The sequence below is a fragment of the Rahnella sp. 2050 genome, from assembly GCF_040544515.1.
Lineage (GTDB): Bacteria > Pseudomonadota > Gammaproteobacteria > Enterobacterales > Enterobacteriaceae > Rahnella > Rahnella aceris.
In genome coordinates this window covers 1-1,221 of sequence record NZ_JBEPKE010000020.1, presented here as the reverse complement: position 1 = coordinate 1,221, position 1,221 = coordinate 1, and the positions used below count along the sequence as shown (strand labels likewise).

1 protein-coding gene is annotated in these 1,221 nt (G+C 55.0%); it reads right to left on the bottom strand.

From position 1 onward, the window contains the following. Positions 1-29 precede the first annotated feature (29 nt). A protein-coding gene (locus tag ABIC79_RS25595; protein ID WP_085982564.1) for an IS3 family transposase occupies positions 30-1,150 on the bottom strand; the annotation gives its coding sequence in 2 pieces (ribosomal slippage) (positions 30-892 and positions 892-1,150; 1,122 coding nt in all). Positions 1,151-1,221 lie beyond the last annotated feature (71 nt).

Sequence of the window (1,221 nt, the reverse complement as noted above, 5' to 3'; positions counted from 1 at the left end):
TGACCTGCCCCCAGGATTAGATACAACGCTCACTTAGTAATGTCGGATCCTTCACTATCAGAATTACCCTTTCTCCAGGCCGCCGCAAATTCAGACGGCGCCTGATAATTCAGCGCGGAGTGCGGGCGGTACTCATTATAATCCTGACGCCATTCACTGATGGTTTTCCTGGCATGACTGACGTCACTGAACCAGTGTTCATTCAGGCATTCATCGCGAAAGCGTCCGTTAAAACTCTCAATAAATCCGTTCTGTGTCGGCTTGCCGGGCTGGATAAGTCGCAGCTCCACGCCATGCTCAAAGGCCCATTGATCGAGTGCGCGGCAGGTAAATTCCGGGCCCTGATCCGTTCTTATCGTCGCCGGATAGCCGCGAAACAGCGCAATGCTGTCCAGAATACGCGTGACCTGCACGCCTGAAATCCCAAAGGCAACAGTGACCGTCAGGCATTCCTTCGTGAAGTCGTCTACGCAGGTAAGGCACTTGATCCTGCGACCGGTGGCCAATGCGTCCATGACGAAATCCATCGACCAGGTCAGATTGGGTGCCGCCGGACGGAGCAGCGGCAGACGTTCTGTTGCCAGCCCTTTACGACGTCTTCTGCGTTTTACGCCCAGGCCACTGAGGTGATAAAGCCTGTACACGCGCTTATGATTAACATGTAGCCCTTCACGGCGCAGCAACTGCCAGATGCGACGGTAGCCAAAACGCCTGCGCTCCAGTGCCAGCTCAGTGATGCGCCCTGATAAATGCGCATCTGCAGCCGGGCGCTGAGCCTCATAGCGGCAGGTCGACAGAGATAAACCTGTGAGCCTGCAGGCACGACGTTGCGACAGACCGGTCGCATCACATATCAACATCACGGCTTCCCGCTTCTGGTCTGTCGTCAGTACTTTCGCCCAAGAGCCACCTGAAGCGCCTCTTTATCCAGCATGGCTTCGGCAAGCAGCTTCTTGAGTCTGGCGTTCTCTTCCTCAAGCGACTTCAGGCGCTTAACCTCAGGCACCTCCATACCGCCATACTTCTTACGCCAGGTGTAAAACGTGGCATCGGAAATGGCGTGCTTGCGGCAGAGTTCACGGGCGGATACCCCGGCTTCAGCCTCGCGGAGAATACTGATGATCTGTTGGTCGGAAAAACGCTTCTTCATGGGGATGTCCTCATGTGGCTTATGAAGACATTACTAACATCGGGGTGTACTAATCAACTGGGAGCAGGTCA